Raw genomic sequence first — 18,605 nt, forward strand, 5'->3', positions numbered from 1 at the left:
TTCTCGGGGCTGGGGGAACCAGACCTCCATCGAAGCACCGCACCGAAGCCGGCTACCCGGATGGAGCTCCGGTTAGCCGCAACAGTAATCCCATTATTAGTGTGACGTAATTCACAATTTTAAATGGTTATGCCTGCCGCCGATTCGCGTCATCAATCCAGAACCGAAGTTCGCTCACAGCCTCGTCATCCGGTACGGCGGGTCTCGCAACGCTGCTGTCCTGTGCCTCACTCCCAGCAACGGTCTGCGCGTCCCTTCAGGGTTGCGCTGCGCGGGCAATCGCGCGGTGCGATGCGCCCGGCTTCCTGCTCCACCAGCCGCTTGCCGCCATCGCTGCCGCGCTCCAGCTCGAACGCATCGTAGAGACGTCCGGTGGCGGTGCGCGACTCGTAACGCAACTTCTGGTTGTCGATGCGAAGCACCTGATAGAGCTGGGTGTCTTCGCCGACCGGACGCATGGTCTTGCGCGCCATGTCCGAGAGCCGGTACTGCTTGGGCCCGGCCACCGAGACCACGAACACCGGCGTCGCCTGCCCTGCGTCATCGCCGCGCCGGCCGTAGGTGTGGTCGTGGCCCTGCAGCACCAGATCGACCTTGTGGCGGCGGATCACCGGCAGCACCTGCTCGACCAGCTTCTGGTTCTCGCGATCGGCGCGCGGGGAAAAGAACGGCTGGTGGATCAACACGATCGACCACGGATGCGGGTTGTCGGCCAGTACCGTGTCCAGCCACTGCGCCTGTGCCGGGCCGGTGCCCAGATCCAGCACCGAGGTGCCGTCCAGCACGGCGATGCGCACGCCCTGATAGTCGAACCAGTAGCTGGTGCGCGCCGTGGCCGACGGCCCGTTGCGCGGCAGGGCGAAGGTCACCGGCCAGTGGTTGCCGAGCGTGCGCGTGGCCTGCGGGGTGTCCTCGCCCTCTTCGTGATATTCGTGATTGCCCGGCGCCGGTGCCACTGCGGTGCCTTCCAGCAACCAGCGCCCGGCTTCGAACCACTCGGCCCACTCGTTGTCGTCCTGGCCGTCCTTGCCGCTGACCAGGTCGCCGGCAAACAGGGCCAGCCGCGCGTCCGGTGCCGAGCGCCAGGCTTGGCGGATCACCCGCGAGACCAGGCTGAGGTTCTTGTTCTGGGTGTCGCCGAAGTACAGCAGCGTCAGCGGTGTGTCGGCGCTGGCGGCGGTGCGGAAATGATTCCACGCGCCCCAGGTGCGGTTGCCCTGCACGCGGTAGGCGTACAGCGTGTCCGGCTTCAGCCCGTCGATGTCGGCGCGGTGGTGGTGCGAGCTGCCGTTTTCGCTGGCCAGCGTGGCGGTGCTGGCACGGATGCGCCGCGGCGTACCCACGTCGGGCGAGTCGCCGGCAACCACCAGTTCCAGCCACGGCTGGTCGACGCTGGCATCGGTACGCCAGGCCACTGCGAAACCGGTCGCCGCCGCCTGCGCGGGCGTGGCGACGATGCGGTCCGGGAAGCCATCGGCAACATAGTGGGTAGAACCCGCCGGCACCTGGGTATTCGGTTCGGCGGCGCGCTCGGCGGCAAACGCCCGCGTGCCTGCCATCGCCACCAGCAACAGCGCTGCAGACAGCGCCGCACGTGCAGCGCTCATGGCGCGCACTCTTTCAGGCGCAGCGTGCGTGCGATATCGCGCCAGTCGAATGCCGCCACCGCCTGGTCGTCATGCAGTGCGTAGAACACCCCGCCCGGAAAGCGCGTATCGCCGCGTTGATCCAGCCACACGCCGTCGGTATTGGCAGTCACCCGGCCAGCGAAGGCACCGACATGCGCCAGGCTCTGGCGATCGAATACCTGGAACACACTGCGGTCCTTGAACTGATCGGTGGCGATCCAGTAGCCGCTACCGTCCTTGCACGCAAACAGCGTCATGCCTTCGGCCTGCGCCTTGAACAGGCCACTGCCGACATTGCGGCCGCGATAGCGTCCGTCCATGCCGTATTCGCGCAACTGCGTGCCCACGGCGACGTCTTCTTCGGCAATCATCAGGCGCGCATGCGCTTCATCGCCGAACACCGACTCGGCAATGCGCACTGCGCCCGCGTCGCTGGTATCGCCGAAGCTCTGCGTCAGCCGCGCCTGCCAGCCCTGCCCTGCGTTGTTCAACTGATAGCGACGGAAACGCTGACCGAGTTCGGCCAGCGGCGGCGGCACATCCTTGTTGGCCGGCGACATGTAGTTGTCGCTGACCACCACCTCGTAGCCGCCGTCGTGCTTGCGCACCCACAGGCCGTAGGGTTCGCGCAATTCGTCCTGGCCGAAGCTCGTCAGCGGCTTGAAGTCGGGCAGCGAGAACACCTGCACGCGGCGGTTGTCGCGCTCGACCACGAACACCAGATCGTCGACCACCGAAATCCCGTTCGGGCGATCCAGCTTGCCCAGCGCCTTGCCCTTGCCGCCGACCACGCGCAGGCGCTTGCCGCTATCGCCATCGAACACCACCAGCGCATGCGTGGCCTTGGCGGTGGCGATCAACCAGCGGCGGCCATCGGGCGCACTCCAGCTGGCCGGCGAATCCAGATTGTCGGCCGGGGTCAGCGCGGTGATGAAGGCTTCCGGCACTACTTCATGTGCCACCTTGGCCTCGCTGAGCAAGGGGTCTTTCAGCAATGCCTCGTCGGCTTCGCGGTCGGCCGGTGCGCTGGCGCAGGCGGTCAGCGCCAGCGCACCGGCGAGCAGCGTGGTGTGGAGTAACGTTGTGTGGAGCCGCGTGCGCGTTGCGATCACAGTGCCACCTTCAGGCCGAGCGCATAGGTGCGGCCGTATTCTTCGTTCTGCAGCGTGCGCGAGGGCACGCCCTGGTACAGCTCCAGCGGTTCGTCCAGCAGGTTCTGCGCTTCCAGATACAGGCTGACGTGGCTGTTGAATTGGTAGTTCATGCTGAAATCCAGCTGGATATGCGGGGCGACATAGATATCGTACGCGCGGCTTTCGCCGATGGTGTCCAGGTACTCGCTGCGGTACACCGCCGCAACCCGCGCACTGAAGCCGTATTTTTCGTAGCCCAGGTGGCCGCTGTAGATGCGCTTGGACGAGCGCGGCAAGGTGAAGTCCTCGCCGGCGCGATCGCTCAGGCCGGGATCGAAGTCGCTGTCCAGCACGGTGGCGCTGGCGCCGACCAGCAGGCCGTTCCAGCCTTCGGGCAGGAAGTCCAGCGCCTGCTGCCAGTTGAATTCGGCGCCGCGCACCTTGGCGGTGTCGCCGTTGATCGAGCGCGTGACCTGCAGGTCGGGGAACTCGGCATCGTTGGTGCTGATGGTCTGCACGATGTAGTCGTCGATCGACTTGTTGAACACGCCGAGCGAGATCAGACCGGTGCTGCCGATGTACTTTTCGAACGAGAGGTCCAGGTTGGTGGAGCGATACGGATCGAGATCGGGGTTGCCGACGTTCACCTCGTTGTCGCCGCGATTGATGCTCACGCGCGGGGAGACATCACCGAACGCAGGCCGCGACAAGGTCTTGTTGGCGGCAAACCGCAGTACCCAGTCGTTGCCGGTGTCGTAGCGCAGATGCAGGCCAGGCAGCACATTGGTGTAGCTGCTGGAGGCTTCGCGCGGCGTCACCGTGGCGGTGCGGCCGTTCTCGGCCACGTCGACCTGATTGCCGGTGGCGTCGAACTGGGTGTTTTCCACGCGCACACCGGCAATCGCGCGCAGCGCACCGATGTCCCAGGTGCCCATCACATAGGTGGCGAACACGTCTTCGGTGGCCTTGTAGTCGTCCTGCAGCGAGGTCTGCAGATTGCCGCCGACATCCTGCGGGCGTGCGCTGTACAGATTGCCGGAGGTGTTCCAGTAACGGCGCATGCCGTCCGAGCCGATGCTTTCGCCCAGCGTGCCGCCACGGTGTTCCGGCGCGGCGGTGGTCCAGTCGCTCAGATCGATCGCCGGCCCGCGACGCAGCTCGCTTTCGTCCACATTGACATCGCGCTCGCGCCAGCGGCCGAGTACACCCATCTTCAGGCTGGAATGCTCGCCGTCGAAGCGTACATTGATCTGCGCGCTGCGCTCGCTGTCGTCCACCCGCTTGGGCGCAAGCACGAAGCGGTCGAACACGAAATCGTCGTTGCTCTGCCAGCCGTTATCGGAAAAGCCAAGGCGCGGAATGCCGCTGTTCTGGTCGACCGTGGCCGACAGATCGTCGCCGTCATAGTTGAAGCGCGCTTCCATCTCGTCGTTCACGCGCTCGGTGGTCTTGGTGTAGCCCAGCTTGTAATCCACCGTGGCCGCGCTCAGACGGTTTTCACCGCCCACGCTCAAGGCCATGGTGTCCTCCTTCTTGGTGCGATAGCGCACGCGCTTGGAGATGGCATCGGCCGGCAGGTCGGCCACCTCGTAGGTGCCATCGCCATTGGCGCTGACCTGCCCATCGGCCAGGCCGAAGATGGTGCGCTGGCGCGTTTCGGCATCGTCGAAGCGGCTGTACAGCGTGCGCAGGTAATAGCGGTTGTCCGCATCCGGGCGCCAGTCCAGATTGAGGTTGGCGCCCATGCGGGTGCGCTCGATGAAGTACTTGCGACGCTGCACCTCGCCGGCGAACAGATCGTCGGCCGCACCGCCGTCGAAGCTGTCGTAGGCCACCTCGGTATTGTCGGATTCGAATTCGCGGTCCTGGTAGTTCACGCCCACTGCGACGCCGAAGGTGCCGTCGAAGATATCGCTGTAGTTGAACGCGCCCTTCGGGCTGGTCTTGCCCGACAGCGACTGGTGGCTGCCTTCGATCGAGCCGCGCAGCGTGCGGCCATCGCGATCGAACGCGGAAGTGGACTCGACCTGGATCGCACCGCCGATGGAATCGCCCGGCATGTCCGGGGTCGGCGACTTGACCACCTTCAGCCGTTCGGTGGAGTCGGACGGAATCACGTCCAGCGGTGCCGAGCGCGTGCCGTCTTCCGGCGTGCCCATGGTCATGCCGTCGATGGTGACGCTGTTGAGCGCCGAATCCAGGCCGCGGATCACCACGAAGCGGCCTTCGCCCTGATCGCGGGTGACGCTGACGCCGGGCAGGCGCTGCAAGGATTCTGCAACATTCTTGTCGGGGTAACGGCCCATCGCATCGGAGGCCACCGCATCCTGGATCGCATCGGAGCCACGCTTGAGATCGACTGCGCGCACCTGCGATTCCACCTGCGGGCGCACTTCCAGGCGCTCCAGATCGATGGCCGCCGCGCCGGATGCACCGGTGACAGCTGCCGCACCCTCGGCCGCCTGCGCAAGCGGGCTCCACGCGGCCGCCGCCAACGTCAGCGTGATCGCCAGGCACAGCGGAGTCTTGTTCAACACGGGTGCTTCCCCAATCGGTTAAGAATGGGTGGGCACACTATGTCTACGACGTTTCACTGACATGACATATGCAAGCGCGATCACGCGCAATGTGTGGCGACGCTGCCGCCGGCTGCGGCACACTGTGGGTCTCTCCCGCCTGTCGCTGCCCATGAAAATCGTCGAAGTGCGTCACCCCCTCGTCCAGCACAAGATCGGTCTGCTGCGCGATGCCGCCTTGAGCACCAAGGGCTTCCGCGAACTGGTCACCGAGCTGGGCACCCTGCTGGCCTACGAGGCCACCGCCAATCTGGACACCGAATCGCACGTGCAACCCGGCTGGGCCGGCCCGGTGACCGTGCAGCGGATTGCCGGCGCAAAAATCACCCTGGTACCGATCCTGCGCGCAGGGTTGGGCATGCTGCCCGGCGTGCTGGCGCTGATCCCGGCCGCGCGCGTGAGCGTGGTCGGCCTGCAGCGCGACGAAGAAACCCTGCAGCCGGTGCCCTACTTCGAACGCCTCACCGGCCGCCTGGAAGAGCGCGATGCACTCATCCTGGACCCGATGCTGGCCACCGGCGGCACGCTGATCGCCACCATCGACATGCTCAAGCGCGCCGGCGCGCGGCGGATCAAGGGCATCTTCCTGGTCGCCGCACCGGAAGGCCTCAAGGCACTGGAAGCCGTGCATCCGGACGTGGAGGTCTACACCGCCGCGATCGACGACCACCTCAACGACAAGGGCTACATCCTGCCCGGCCTGGGTGATGCAGGCGACCGCATCTTCGGAACGCGGGTGGAATGAGCTGCGGTGGCTTGAAGCCCCTCTGCCTGCGGGGTGAGAAGACACCGCTTGCGCGCCATTGGCGCGCTTGCCTTGAAGCGCCCGCGCAGCAAGCGCGGGCCGGGGTGCGCAGTGGGGTTGGGGTGAAGGTCCGTCGAGCGAAGCAGTCGGGGAGTCACTTCTGACGGCGCGTGGCGACACGTTTGTCATTGCCGGCATTGGTAGCTCCCCTGAGGCGCACCCTCATCCGGCGCTACGCGCCACCTTCTCCCGATGGGAGAAGGAACGGCGGCGGCATCGGGCATCGCGTTGAAAAACGCCCGCCCTACTGCGTCGATGCCTGGATCGCCGCACTCACATACACCAGCGGCGCATTCCAGTTGATCGCCACCTCGTTGCTGGCATAGCTGCAGGTATTGTCCAGATACGACAGCGCCGGCAGCCTGGAGGGATACGCCACCTTGCAGTCCTTGGCGTCCTGCTGGCCCGGTTGCGGACCACCGGCCAGCCAGCCGGGGACCGGTGCGTCGATGCCGTCGGCCTCGGAGGGGCGGTGGTGGATATGCATCGGGCTGCGCAGCCCCACACCCGTGACGAACGACAGGCCCAACGGATTGCGCCCCAGGATGTAATCCAGCTGCGACTGCGCGGCATCCAGATACGGCCGCTGCCGGGTCAGCCGATAGCCCTGCATCAACATCATCGCGCGGTTGAGCACCACCGCATTGCTGCCCCACACGAAGTCGGTGTCGGTCATCGCCAGACGCCAGGGCGAGGCCTGCCACTCATCGGCAAGACGCTGCGCCAGGCCAGTGATCTCACGGGTGATGCGTGCGCGATCGGCATGCGGGGTGAGCCGGTCGCGATGTTCGACCAGCGACATCCAGGCCAGGCCGCCGACGTTGCTCCAGCCCGGCACGCTCGCCGGTACGTTGCGCGCAATCATTGCGTCGTAGAAGCCGTCCTCGCGCGTGCTCACGTACAGCTCGGCCGCAGCCCAGGCAAATTCGTCGTCCACCTGCGCATCGTCGTAGCCGCCGGTGCGCACGTCGTCGGGCTGGCGATAGATCACATCCGGGTGTTGCTGCGCCCACGCCCAGGCACTGCGCGCGGCGTTCAACATGCGCGCCGACGCGCCCGGATACTGCTTGTCGAACGGCGCATAGACGCGGCTGGCTGCCGCCATCACTGCGGCGAAATCCAGCGTGGCGGCGGTGGCCTTCATCACCACATAGCGTTGTTGCGTAGCCTGCGCGGGCATCACCAGTCCGTCGAACTGCTTGTCGGTGAGCTTGTGGTACACGCCACCGTCGGCCGGGTCCTGCATGGCCAGCATCCATTCCAGATTCCACCAGGTCTCCTGCAGGATGCCGGGCACGCCGGGCGCATCGTCGGGGATGGTCAGGGCCTGCGCCTTGAACAGTGCCGGGTACTGCTCATAGGCGGCCAGCAAGGTGTAGGTGCTGATGCCGGAATTGACGATGTACTTGTTGTAGTCGCCGGCGTCGTACCAGCCGTTGGGCGCACTGATCACGCTGTCGGCCGGGCGCGTGGCCGATGCCGCCGAAGGATGGATGCGCACCTGCGTATCCGGATGCCCGGCCGCGCGCGCATACGGCCCGGTGAACTGCGCCGGCAGCGCGGTGCTGGCGCGATTGAAATAGAACGCCTTCAGCGATGCGTCGAGCACGGGCCGATACGCGCTGGCCGCGATCGGGAACGGATCGGATGCCGGCTGCCCGTCGATCTTCAACCGGTAGGTGCCCGGCGCGTGCAGGCTGGAGAAATCCGCCACCCGCGCCTGCTGGCCGGCCGGCGTCCACAGCGCGGCGGCCTGCAGCCTGCCCTCCAGCACCTGGCGGCCCTGCGCATCCTCGACCGTGAAACGGTCCGCGGTGGGCGCCGCGCCTTGCGGCAATCCGAGCACCGCAAGCTTGGCCGAACCCGGCAGATAGCCGAGCTGATTGACGTGGATGGCAGCGCCGGTTGCCGCGGCGGTCTGGTCGCCGGTGGTGTCGGCCGCGCAAGCGGCGATGGGCGATGCAATCACCATGCCGGTGAGCAGAGTCTGGAAAATGTTCATGCCGCGATGGTCGCTGCATTGGCGCAGGGCGACAAGTCCAATCCTGGCATAGGCAACCGCGTGGAAATGCATCGCTGCGGTCGCGTGCCTGCATCGATGGAGGCGAGCACCTGCGGCCAACCGCAGCATCGCGCAGGCCATGCCATGGCACGGCGCGGAACATGCAATGGGACAACACCCGCTGCCTTCCGACCATGCCTGCCCTCGCCGACGAGGACAGGCATATCTCGATCACTCAGCGATCAGCGCGCCGCAGCCTCCAGCTGCACCTGCGCCTTGCCCACCGGGTTGCGCGGGTCGCTCCCGCCGGTGAGCACGTTGCTGCGCTTATCCCATTCCACCGTCTGCAGGTTGCCCCAGACGTGGCTGGAACCGCGGCCGCCCTCGGCGGTATCGCCCGGCAGCTTGAGCGCGTGACCCATCGCCTGCAGCGCCTTGGCGGTCTGTGGCGAGAACGCGTTGCTCTCGGCCTCGATCACGTCTGGCAGCCACTGGTGGTGATAGCGCGGCAAGGCGCTGACCTGCTGCGCGTCCAGGCCGGCGTCGTAGCCCAGAATACCGAGCAGCACCATGGTGATGATGCGGCTGCCACCCGGCGTGCCGATCACCGCGACTTTGTCGGCCGATTCCATGAAGGTCGGCGTCATCGAGCTGAGCATGCGCTTGCCCGGCTTGGGGGCGTTGGCCGCGTAGCCCATCACGCCGAAGGCATTGGGCGTGCCCGGCTTGAGCGCGAAGTCGTCCATCTCGTCGTTGAGCAGCACGCCGGTGCCCTTGGGGATCAGGCCCGAGCCGTACAGCAGGTTGACGGTCTGGGTGGCGCCGACGCGGTTGCCTTCGCCGTCGATGATGGAAAAGTGCGTGGTCTCGTCGTCTTCCAGCGGGGTCGGGTTGCCCGACAGCAGGTCGCTGGGGGTGGCCTTGTCCGGGTTGATCGTGGCGCGCAGGCCTTGTGCGTAATCCTTGCTGGTCAGCACGCGCTGCGGCACGGCGACAAAGTCCGGGTCGCCCAGGAAGAAGGTGCGGTCGCGGTAGGCGCGGCGCATCGCTTCCACCACCAGATGGGTACGGTGCGCATCGTCGAGCGTGTCCAGCTCCCAGCCTTCCAGGATCTGCAGCATGGCGGCAAGTGCGATCCCGCCGGAGGACGGCGGCGGCGCGGTGGTGATCTTCCAGCCGCGGTAATCGAACTGGATCGGCGTACGCTGCTTGACCCGGTACCCGGACAGCTCGGCGGCCTTCCATTGCCCGCCGGCCTGCTTGACGCCAGCCAGCAGTTTCTTGGCGGTTTCGCCCTTGTAGAAACCATCGAAGCCCTTCTCACCGAGCAGCTGCAGGGTATGCGCCAGCTCGGGCTGCTTGAAGATGTCGCCTTCGGCAATCGGCTTGCCGCCGCGCAGATATACCTCACGCGTGCCGGGATAACGCTCCATCACCTCGCGCCGCGAGGCATAGCCCTTGGCCATGCGCGCATACACCGGGAAGCCTTCGCTGGCGATGCGGATCGACGGCGCCAGCGACTGCTTCAGCGGCAGCCGGCCGTGCTTGGTGGCCAGTTCCACCAGCGCTGCCGGCAGCCCGGGAATACCGGCCGACCAGGGACCGTTGACCGAGCGGTCGCGGTCCAGCGCGCCCTGCTTGTCGAGGAACTGCGCCTCGCTGGCCGACTCGGGCGCGGTCTCGCGCGCGTCCAGCATCACGTCCTTGCCGGTCTTGGCATCGTGCAGCAGGAAGAAGCCGCCGCCACCCAGCCCCGAGCTGATCGGCTCGACCACCGCCAGCGTGGACGACACCGCGATCGCCGCATCGAACGCATTGCCGCCCTCGCGCAGGATCTGCAGGCCGGCGTCGGTGGCCAGTGCATGACCGCTGGCAATCGCCGCACCGGGCGGGTGCCCCGCCACCGGGGAGGTCGTGGCTGCTGCAGGCTTGGCGCCATCAGCAGCCCAGGCCGGCGGTGCCAGCACCAGGGCCAGCAGCAACAGGCCGCGCGAAGAGAAACGTCGGGAAAAGATGCTCACGGGGCGGGAGGCTCCTGTTCGTACAGTTCGGGGTGGTCGCGCTGCAGCTGCATGAGCTTGGCGAGCAGTTGATCGTGGGTTTCCGGTATCGCCGGATCCGGGTCGATGCATTCGACCGGGCACACCACCACGCATTGCGCTTCGTCGAAATGGCCCACGCACTCGGTGCAACGTGCGGGGTCGATCACGTAGATGGTTTCGCCCATCGAGATGGCCTGGTTCGGGCACGCCGGCTCGCAGACATCGCAGTTGACGCAGAGCTCGTTGATTTTCAGCGACATATCGGCACCACCATGCGATGTGGCGCGGCGCGATGCAACGCCAGGCGCTGGAACGCAACGTACTGCTGGAAGCGGACGCACGGGGCGTAGCGCGATGCACAGACAACGCCATGCATGTGGCCGGTAACCGGTCCGAGCGGACCGGCGCCGACGGCGTGCGGGATCAGCAGCATGCTGCGATCCCGCACAGCGGCCGGACGCGCCCTCCCGCGCCTCCGGCCTGGTACGGCATTACTTGGCTTCAACGAAGGTGTATTCCACGCCCTTGGGCTGGACGATGCCTTGCACCCGCGCATTCTCGGCCGCATTGCCGATGAACAGCACGCGCACGCCCTTCATCGAATCGGCCGGCACGTCCTTGAACGCGGCGTCGATCAGGTCGGCGATCTTGGTCGAGGCGGACGAACCGAAGGCCAGCATGTTGCCCGGCTGCACGCCACGCGCGAGTGCGGTCTTGACGCTTTCCAGCTGACGCTCGTAGCTGCCGGCGAACTCGGCATCGGACTCCGGCGGCAAGTAATACAGGAACGGGCTGTTGGTGGTGGTGCCCAGGTTCTGGCCGACCACTTCCTGCAGGTACTTCTTCCAGCCGGCGTTGTCATCCTTGGCCGGCGCGGTCAGCGCAGCCGGAGCGGCGGCGGCGGTCGGTGCCGGCTCTTCCTTCTTGCAGGCGGTGACGGCCAGAGCGGCGACCGAAGCGAGCACCAGCGCGCGCATTGTGTGTTTCATGAAACTCCTCCCTTTGAAAAGCATGTGGTGATGTGACTGCTAGAGAATCAGGCCTGCGCGCGGGACTCGCGCACCTGCCGTAAGGCTTCGACGACCGAAGCCGGAACGAAACCGGACACGTCCCCGCCCAGCCGCGCGATTTCGCGCACCAGCGAGGACGAGATGAAGCTGTACTGCTCGGCCGGGGTGAGGAACAGCGTCTCCACCTCCGGGATCAGATGGCGGTTCATGCTGGCCATCTGGAACTCGTATTCGAAGTCGGACACCGCGCGCAGGCCGCGCAACAGCACGCCGGCGCCCATGTCGCGCACGAAGTGGGCCAGCAGCGTGTCGAAGCCGCGCACTTCCACATTGGCGTGCGCGGCCAGTGCTTCCTGGGCCAGCTCCACGCGGCGCTCCAGCGGCAGGGCCGGGCCCTTGGAGGGGCTGTAGGCCACGCCGACCACCACGCGCTCGAACAACGGCGCGGCGCGGTTCACCAGATCGATATGCCCGTTGGTGATCGGGTCGAAGGTACCGGGATAGACGGCGGTGCGGCTATTGGCCACGCTCATACGGAAACTACCGGGGTCGGATCGCCGTTCAGTGTAGCAGCGGCCCGGCGGTACAGCGCATAGCGCACCTGCTGGGTGGCGCCTTCACGGTGCAGATGCCAGCCGGCCGGCACCTGCGGCGGGACCTCGGCCGGGCCTTCCAGGTATAGCCAGGCGTCGGCGCTCAGGTGCGCGGGCAGGCGTTCCAGCACGCTGGGCCACAGCCCGGCGGCAAACGGCGGGTCGACGAACGCGATGCTGGCCTGCGCCACCGGCGCACGTTCCAGCCAGCGCAGCGCATCCTCCTGCAGCACCTGCACCTGATCGGCCGCATCCAGCCTGGTCACGTGCTGGCGCAAGCGCTGCACCAGGCCAGGGTCGCGCTCGATCAGGGTCGCGTGCGCGGCGCCGCGCGACACCGCCTCCAGGCCCAGCGCACCCGACCCGGCAAACAGGTCCAGCACACGCGCGCCGGGCAGGCGCGGCATCAGCCAGTTGAATACCGTCTCGCGGACGCGGTCGCTGCTCGGGCGCAGGCCGGGCAGGTCCGGCACCGCCAGCTTGGTGTTGCGCCAGCGCCCGCCGACGATGCGCACCTGCCCTTCCGCGCCGCGTGGCGCCGGCCGTGCGGGGCGGCTCATCGCCACGCGCCGGGTGCGGGCGAACGGGTGCAGGACGACGGCAGCGCAAATGGCGACATGGCTCAAGGCAGGACGGTTGGCCGGCCATGATACCGCCGCGATCGCCGCAACCGCCCTCCTCGATCGCTATGGACGCAGGCGATCTGGCGCACGCCCGCCTTGAAAAATCCCCACACGGCCTCATCCCCCAGGCCATCGGCCGCGTTGCGGCCTGGGCCACCATGGAGCACGACCCCAATGACCGTTGATACCGACAAGCAGACGCTTGGCTTCCAGACCGAGGTCAAGCAGCTGCTGCAGCTGATGATCCACTCGTTGTACTCAAACAAGGAAATCTTCCTGCGCGAGCTGGTCTCCAATGCCGCCGACGCCGCCGACAAGCTGCGTTTCGAGGCACTGGTGAAGCCGGAGCTGCTGGAAGGCGGCGGCGAGCTGCGCATCCGCGTGGACTACGACAAGGACGCGCGCACCGTCACCATCGACGACAACGGCATCGGCATGAGCCGCGAGGATGCGGTCTCGCATCTGGGCACCATCGCCAAGTCCGGCACCGCCGACTTCCTCAAGCACCTCAGCGGCGACCAGAAGAAGGACGCCAACCTGATCGGCCAGTTCGGCGTGGGCTTCTATAGTGCCTTCATTGTCGCCGACCAGGTCGACGTGTACTCGCGTCGCGCCGGCCTGCCCGCCAACGAGGGCGTGCACTGGTCCTCGCGTGGCGAAGGCGAGTTTGAAGTCGCCAGCGTCGACAAGCCCGAGCGCGGCACCCGCATCGTGCTGCACCTGAAGGACGGCGAAGACAGCTTTGCCGACGGCTGGACGCTGCGCGGCATCCTCAAGAAATACTCCGACCATATCGGCCTGCCGATCGAGATGCGCAAGGAGCACCACGGCGAACAGGCCGACGCGCCCGCCGAGCCGGAGTGGGAAGCGGTCAACCGCGCCAGCGCGCTGTGGACGCGGCCCAAGTCCGAGATCAAGGACGAGGAATATCAGGAGTTCTACAAGCACGTCGCGCATGATGCCGGCAACCCGCTGGCGTGGAGCCACAACAAGGTCGAAGGCAAGCTGGAGTACACCTCGCTGCTGTTCGTGCCCGGCCGCGCCCCGTTCGACCTGTATCACCGCGATTCGGCCAAGGGCCTGAAGCTGTACGTGCAGCGCGTTTTCATCATGGACCAGGCCGAGCAGTTCCTGCCGCTGTACCTGCGTTTCATCAAGGGCGTGGTGGATTCGTCCGACCTGTCGCTCAATGTCTCGCGCGAGATCCTGCAGTCCGGCCCGGTGGTCGACTCGATGAAGTCGGCGCTGACCAAGCGCTCGCTGGACATGCTGGAGAAGCTGGCCAAGGACAAGCCGGACGACTATGCAACGTTCTGGCGCAACTTCGGCCAGGCGCTGAAGGAAGGCCCGGCCGAGGATTACGCCAACCGCGAGAAGATCGCCGGCCTGCTGCGCTTCTCCTCCACGCATGACACCACCGGCACGCAGAGCGTGGGCCTGGCCGATTACGTGGGTCGTCTGGCCGAGGGCCAGGACAAGCTGTACTACCTCACCGGCGAGAGCTACGCGCAGATCAAGGACAGCCCGCACCTGGAAGTCTTCCGCAAGAAGGGCATCGAAGTGCTGCTGCTCACCGACCGCATCGACGAGTGGCTGATGAGCTATCTCACCGAGTTCGACGGCAAGTCGTTCGTGGATGTGGCACGCGGCGACCTGGACCTGGGCAAGCTGGATTCGGAAGAAGACAAGAAGGCGCAGGAAGAAGTCGCCAAATCCAAGGAAGGCCTGGCCTCGCGCATCAAGGCCGCCCTGGGCGACGACGTGGCCGAAGTGCGCGTCTCGCACCGCCTGACCGATTCCCCGGCAATCCTGGCCATCGGCCAGGGCGACTTGGGCCTGCAGATGCGTCAACTGCTGGAAGCCAGCGGCCAGGCCGTGCCGGAGTCCAAGCCGGTATTCGAATTCAACCCGGCCCACCCGCTGATCGAAAAGTTGGATGCGGAAGCCGACATGGACCGCTTCGGCGATCTAAGCCGGGTGCTGTTCGACCAGGCGGCGCTGGCGGCGGGCGACAGCCTCAAGGACCCGGCCGGGTATGTGCGACGGTTGAACAAGTTGCTGTTGGAGTTGTCGGCGTAAGCCTGATCAAATTTTCTTACTTCAAAGACCGGCTTAATCGCCGGTCTTTGCGTTATGGGCTAGTGAAAAAAATGGGCTCAACCCCTGTCCCCTGTCCGTAAGCTTGATCCAGATATTGTTAGAGGTCTCCGGGCAAACTAGCCTCAAGGAGACAACTGATGCGCAAGAGCAAATTCACCGAGAACCAGATCGTCACGGCGCTGAAGCAGTTTGAGGCCGGAAGACAGGTCTAGGAAGTCTGCAGTGAGCTGGGCAGTTCCGATGCGACGTACTACGTCTGGAAGTCCAAGTACGGCGGCATGGAAGCGTCGGACTCGCAGTATTTCCGTGACGTTGAAGCCGAGCACGCTAAGCTCAAGCGGATGTACGCCGAGCTGGCAATGGAGAACCATGCGTTGAAGGATCTGATCGCAAAAAAATGCTGTAGACTTGGCGTACAAGTGCCCGCTTCTAGCCTGGTTGCCGGATTGCCGCGGCTGGAGCGAACGCCGGGCCTGTGTGGTGGTTGAGATCTCACGGTCAACGGCACGCTACCGCCGTCGACCAGATCGGGATAGGAAGTGATCGCATTGTTGGTTGAGCTCGCTGAGCGTTTTCCCGAACGCGGCTTCGGCAAGCTATTTCAACTGATTCGCCGCCGAGGTTTGATCTGGAATCACAAGCGTATCTGGCGTGTATATTGCCTGATGAAGCTCAATCAGCGTCGACGAAGGAAGAAGCGTCTACCAAACCGACACCCGATGCCGTTGGTGGCTGCGAGCAGATCAATAGCAGCTGGTCAATCGACTTCATGTCAGACGCGCTTTGGGACGGGCGGCTATTCCGTAAATTCAATGTGAGCGACGATTTCAGTCGTGCGGCATTGGCCATCGAGATTGATCTGAACTTTCCTGCGACACTCGTTATCCGCACCTTGGAACGAATTGCGGCGTGGCGCGGCTATCCGGGAAGCTTCGCCTGGACAATGGCCCGGAGTTCATCACGTTGGCGTTAGCGGAATGGGCAGAACGCAAGAACATTGCGTTTGGACTTCATCGCGCCAGGACGGCCGATGCAAAACGGCTTCATCGAACGCTTCAATGGCAGCTTCCGACGCGGCGTGTTGAATATGCGCGTCTTCCACAATCTGGGAGAAGTGTGCAAACAGGCAGAGCAGTGGTTGGCTGACTACCATACCAAGATACCTCACGACAGCCTTGGCGGGCTGACGCCCGCCGAGTTCCTCCAGTACCACGAACCGGAAACCTCTAATTTAGCCTAGTATTGAACCGCGGGGAGTCGAAAAAATATGGTTCCCCCGATGACGCCTACTTCTTTCTGAAGATCCGCGCCGTTTTCCCCGGACCCGGGTGAAGAATCAATTTTCAATGGGGTGGTGATCTCTACGCGGGAAATGTAGAGATCACCGATTGCATTTAGCTAGATGATCAAACTTGAGTGATGATCGATGTGTGTGCTGCCGTGGGCCGCAGCGATTTGTTCGAGATGATGATCCAGCACTTCGTTCATTCGACTATCGATCTGCGCGGCCTTGCCGGCATCGACCGATCCATTGTCAAGATTGAGCTTCCTAGCAAGCTCTTCAATGAGCTTATTCATGTTCGCCTCCTTCGGCAGTTGGTTTTCAGGGTACCGCTACAATGACCTTGCCAACAACGCAGGGTCAATTTGGCATGCTCGTCGCACGGCACCAATTGCCGCGAACTGAGCGAGCACGATAAGTGCAACCATGCCGATAGCGCCGTAGGCCAGCGGCATACGAGGTAGTTCATACGCCGTCATCAACAATGCGTTGAAGGCATACGCGAGAAGAACTCCGAACAATGCGCCAACAAGCGAAAGAAAAGCCGTCTCGCACAGGTAATGACGTGCAATGTCCTTGCGGGTGGCTCCCAAGGCGCGCCGGATACCAGTGCTTGAATCGCGTTGGGCAATCCAATGGCCAAGGAGTCCTGCAAGCCCACCAACCGAGATATAGATAAGCGTGATAAGAACTATCAATAGGAGATACATCGCCGCTCTCTCGCCGCCATAGTAGGAGCGGCGAAGTTCCTCCAGCGTCGCTGCCCCCAAAGCTGACCCTCTACCATCAAGGGTCGACAAGCGCTCTTGAGCTTGGCGCATCACCTCACCGCGATTGGACGAATCGGTACGAAGGAGATAGTTGCCTCGATCGACACGCACAGGAACGATGATGGAGTAATCGTAACCGTCGGAGTTACCTGCGTTATCGTTCGGTTGCGCGAGCTTGTCAACCACGCCGACAATCTGCGATGGCTTATTACCCCAGCTATATATAGATCGACCAATTGGATTCGAATCGCCGAAGAGCTTCTCACCAACAGCTGACGACACAATTATCGCGGGCGCATAACTCTCGCTCGCCTCATAGTCATCCCAATCCTGATATTCCTCCGTAGTGAAGGCCCGTCCACGTGTCAGGCGTAATCCCAGAGTCTCGATAAAATCGCGGTCGCCTGTATAGACACTCGCCGTCAAATTGGCAGCTTCTTGCTGTGGCGCCAGATTGATTGAAGTGCTCCAGGAGGAACCTCCATAAAGCACTTGATTCACGGACGAGACCGCTTTAACTCCGGGAAGCTGACGCAGTGCGCCAAGTTCATTTTCCAGGTAGTCAACGGTACGATGTTGCGACGACGCACGTTGCACTTGTATGTACACGATCTCGTTTTCGATTGCGCCACTAGTACGGAGAATGCGGTCAAAACGAAGACCCGCAAGAAAGAATAAATTGCAGACAATAGCGCATGCTATTGCACCCTGTAGTACAACCAGGAAGGTCATCACGCGATTGCGCAGCAGTGGCTTCAAAACTTGGTCCATCATATGGCGTTCTTACGCACCTTGTTTCAGGCTAGTCGCCGGGGGCACACGCATCGCGCGCCAACTTGGAAACGCGCCGGCAAGAAGCATTGATGTGAGCGCTGCTAACAGCGTCGTCCCAAACATCGTGAGGTTCATCCGCGCTAGCCCTGCATACGCGTATGGCTGTTGCCGGAGAATCCAAAGGGCCAAGATCGAAATCATTATGCTTAGGCCAGCGCCTAAGGAGCCGAGCAGACCCGCCTCGATCATGAACTGCGCAAAAATGCTGGCACGCGAGGCACCTATTGCCCGGCGTATCGCAATCTCATGACGTCTGCGCATGAAAATGGTAAGGATCAGGCCAGACGCGTTCACGATGGCTAGAATCAATAGGCCGGTCGCGACCCATGACTGGATCCAAACGTCGCGCGGTACGATCTTTTGTGAACGTAGCCATTCGCGAACGTTCTGCATACGCACATTTTCTGGCTCCAAGAATCGACCAATTGCATTTTGATGTCGCGCGTAGTTGTCAAGATAAGCACGATACGAATTTCTATCGCTGGGGGATGTCAGCTCCACCCAGTACCCGACCCAGCTGCAAGGTGCTCCTGTGGCCCTGCGCGGATCGCCCCCCCCCTCTAATGACGGAACATCGGCCCAGCAGCTGAGCTCGCCGGAAAAATTAAGGCGGTTGCCCAGCGCAGTGGTGAATGGAATGAACAACTGGTCCTGGTTGCGGAAGTGGTCTCCGGATAAATCATAGAATCGTGGGATTGGCCGCCAAGAGTCGGTAATGCCGATAATCCGGAACACAAAGCCATCGATTACAAGGTCTCGACCAACGCTATCTGGCGTGCCAAAGAGCTTCTCGCTCAAGCCCTTGTCGATCAATGCAACCTGCGCTTGGGACGATTCTTCTTGCCTTGTCCAAACGCGACCGCGTACGATCGGAACAAGAAACATCGAGAAGAAGTCAGTTGTTGTATATCTCGAGATTGCATGCGATGCGGCCCCTTCCTTATTCGGAATTCGAAGCATGGATGGGCCAGCAGCCACCATTGTCTGGCGAGCACCATGTCCGTCGCGAAGTAAGGTTTCAGCATCCAAGCGAGTTAGATAAGAGGAGACCTCCTCACCTATTACGCGGCGTGGATCTAAATGGATACGAAAAAGTCTGTCACTTTTCTCCGGGATCGGATCTTTAGCGAGAATGTATACCGATGTCCAAGCTGCCATTGCCAACCCGATCCCGAGCCCCACGATACTCACCACAAGCAACGCCAAG

General features: G+C 63.7%; 15 protein-coding genes and 1 pseudogene. 3 read left to right on the top strand and 13 right to left on the bottom strand.

All coding sequences use genetic code 11. The features are described 5' to 3' along the window. Window positions 1–227: 227 nt before the first annotated feature. Genes GGR73_RS07055 through GGR73_RS07065 form a run of 3 tightly spaced genes read right to left on the bottom strand, consistent with a single transcriptional unit; the run spans window position 228 to window position 5,298 of the window. Window positions 228–1,607 (bottom strand): purple acid phosphatase family protein, encoded by a 1,380-nt coding sequence (locus GGR73_RS07055; RefSeq protein WP_184456186.1) that lies wholly within the window; start codon window positions 1,605–1,607, stop codon window positions 228–230. Beyond that, entirely contained in the window at window positions 1,604–2,740 is a 1,137-nt protein-coding gene (locus GGR73_RS07060) for a phytase (RefSeq protein WP_456362927.1), read from the bottom strand. Before GGR73_RS07060 ends, GGR73_RS07055 begins: the two co-directional genes overlap by 4 nt. After that, window positions 2,737–5,298: a TonB-dependent receptor gene (locus tag GGR73_RS07065; protein ID WP_184456188.1), complete on the bottom strand. Its 2,562-nt coding sequence runs from the start codon at window positions 5,296–5,298 to the stop codon at window positions 2,737–2,739. The genes GGR73_RS07060 and GGR73_RS07065 overlap by 4 nt, the downstream gene beginning before the upstream one ends. A 151-nt stretch (window positions 5,299–5,449) precedes the next feature. Between GGR73_RS07065 and upp the strand changes: the two genes are divergently transcribed. Continuing rightward, entirely contained in the window at window positions 5,450–6,082 is a 633-nt protein-coding gene (gene upp, locus GGR73_RS07070) for a uracil phosphoribosyltransferase (RefSeq protein WP_024940024.1), read from the top strand. 304 nt (window positions 6,083–6,386) lie between these two features. Here the strand turns inward: upp and GGR73_RS07075 are convergent, their stop codons facing one another. From GGR73_RS07075 to rsmD, 7 genes are all read right to left on the bottom strand, one after another. Then, a complete protein-coding gene (locus GGR73_RS07075) occupies window positions 6,387–8,144 on the bottom strand; it encodes a glycoside hydrolase family 9 protein (RefSeq protein WP_184456190.1) in 1,758 nt (585 codons plus the stop codon). Window positions 8,145–8,386: 242 nt separating this feature from the next. Beyond that, on the bottom strand, window positions 8,387–10,165 hold the full coding sequence (gene ggt, locus GGR73_RS07080) for a gamma-glutamyltransferase (RefSeq protein ID WP_184456192.1): 1,779 nt from the start codon (window positions 10,163–10,165) through the stop codon (window positions 8,387–8,389). Continuing rightward, window positions 10,162–10,446: a YfhL family 4Fe-4S dicluster ferredoxin gene (locus GGR73_RS07085; protein WP_003489796.1), complete on the bottom strand. Its 285-nt coding sequence runs from the start codon at window positions 10,444–10,446 to the stop codon at window positions 10,162–10,164. Before GGR73_RS07085 ends, ggt begins: the two co-directional genes overlap by 4 nt. Next, window positions 10,437–10,619, bottom strand: a complete 183-nt coding sequence (locus GGR73_RS07090) for a hypothetical protein (RefSeq protein WP_184431395.1) — start codon at window positions 10,617–10,619, stop codon at window positions 10,437–10,439. The genes GGR73_RS07085 and GGR73_RS07090 overlap by 10 nt, the downstream gene beginning before the upstream one ends. Window positions 10,620–10,677: 58 nt before the next feature. Then, a complete protein-coding gene (locus GGR73_RS07095) occupies window positions 10,678–11,175 on the bottom strand; it encodes a hypothetical protein (protein WP_184456194.1) in 498 nt (165 codons plus the stop codon). A 47-nt stretch (window positions 11,176–11,222) separates the two neighbouring features. Then, window positions 11,223–11,729 carry a pantetheine-phosphate adenylyltransferase gene (coaD, locus tag GGR73_RS07100; RefSeq protein WP_016903280.1) on the bottom strand — a complete coding sequence of 169 codons (507 nt, stop codon included), beginning with the start codon at window positions 11,727–11,729 and terminating at the stop codon, window positions 11,223–11,225. Then, window positions 11,726–12,415: a 16S rRNA (guanine(966)-N(2))-methyltransferase RsmD gene (gene rsmD / locus GGR73_RS07105; protein WP_184456196.1), complete on the bottom strand. Its 690-nt coding sequence runs from the start codon at window positions 12,413–12,415 to the stop codon at window positions 11,726–11,728. Before rsmD ends, coaD begins: the two co-directional genes overlap by 4 nt. 171 nt (window positions 12,416–12,586) lie before the next feature. Between rsmD and htpG the strand changes: the two genes are divergently transcribed. Next, window positions 12,587–14,491: a molecular chaperone HtpG gene (gene htpG, locus GGR73_RS07110; RefSeq protein ID WP_184456198.1), complete on the top strand. Its 1,905-nt coding sequence runs from the start codon at window positions 12,587–12,589 to the stop codon at window positions 14,489–14,491. A 158-nt stretch (window positions 14,492–14,649) separates the two neighbouring features. Further along, window positions 14,650–15,752, top strand: a pseudogene (locus GGR73_RS07115) (IS3 family transposase). Window positions 15,753–15,910: 158 nt separating this feature from the next. Here the strand turns inward: GGR73_RS07115 and GGR73_RS07120 are convergent. From GGR73_RS07120 to GGR73_RS07130, 3 genes are read right to left on the bottom strand one after another with little or no spacing between them, the layout of a single operon-like run. Beyond that, complete coding sequence (locus tag GGR73_RS07120; protein WP_184456200.1) at window positions 15,911–16,090, bottom strand: hypothetical protein; 180 nt, start codon at window positions 16,088–16,090, stop codon at window positions 15,911–15,913. Between the two features lie 36 nt (window positions 16,091–16,126). Then, window positions 16,127–17,335, bottom strand: a complete 1,209-nt coding sequence (locus tag GGR73_RS07125) for an ABC transporter permease (RefSeq protein WP_184456203.1) — start codon at window positions 17,333–17,335, stop codon at window positions 16,127–16,129. A gap of 12 nt (window positions 17,336–17,347) precedes the next feature. Further along, window positions 17,348–18,604, bottom strand: coding sequence for an ABC transporter permease (locus GGR73_RS07130; RefSeq protein ID WP_184456205.1), 1,257 nt, complete (start codon window positions 18,602–18,604; stop codon window positions 17,348–17,350). Between the last annotated feature and the right edge of the window lies 1 nt (window position 18,605).

It is taken from the genome of Xanthomonas sp. F14 (genome assembly GCF_014199865.1).